We start from the raw sequence: 573 nt of genomic DNA, 5'->3' as shown, positions 1-573 counted from the left end.
GAACTGGTCCACCGTGTGCCGGAGGAGCACCGTGTGAGGTACAAGGACTCGTAGTCGGTTTATCATACTTCTGGTAGTATGCGTATTCAGTGATACCCTCCCCTACAGTATTCATTAACTGTAGACCTTCGGTCTACAGTGAATGAAATTGGCCCACAGCCCATTTGCCCATGGTGTGTCAGAGAGGAGGTAGATATATAGATGCGCGTTGTTCTCGATCGGGGTGGTTCGTGATGGGTGCTCTATCCGTCGTTTTCGGTGTTGTTGAGTTTCGCCATGCCGACCATCGGGGCCAGCATCGGGGCGTGTAGCATGGCTTCAGCCAGTGCCTCGCGGTACGTGGTCACTGGTGGGGCATCTGTCTGTGTGTCTTCGGCTCGCCCGTACCCAGATCCGACGATCTCCGTTCCATCAAGAGCAGGGTCGTAGTTGTTGAGAATCCGGCTTACGGTCGGTTGGGATTTGTCGATCGCTGGATGGTCGGCGATCTCGTCTTGTGAGAGGTTGGTGCCGTGTGCCAGTGCCCAGATGAGTTCTTTCTGTAGCTGATCGCTTGAGGTGTTCATGCTGAAT

Annotated in this window: 1 protein-coding gene; it reads right to left on the bottom strand. The window is 54.3% G+C overall.

Annotation, left to right across the window (positions count from 1 at the left end; genetic code table 11):
• Positions 1–242: 242 nt before the first annotated feature.
• Positions 243–573 (bottom strand): hypothetical protein (locus C483_RS00495; RefSeq protein WP_006651383.1); only part of this gene is annotated, 331 nt, incomplete at its 5' end.

This window comes from Natrialba hulunbeirensis JCM 10989 (assembly GCF_000337575.1).
Taxonomy (GTDB): Archaea; Halobacteriota; Halobacteria; order Halobacteriales; family Natrialbaceae; genus Natrialba; species Natrialba hulunbeirensis.
This window is presented reverse-complemented; position numbering and strand designations above follow the sequence as displayed.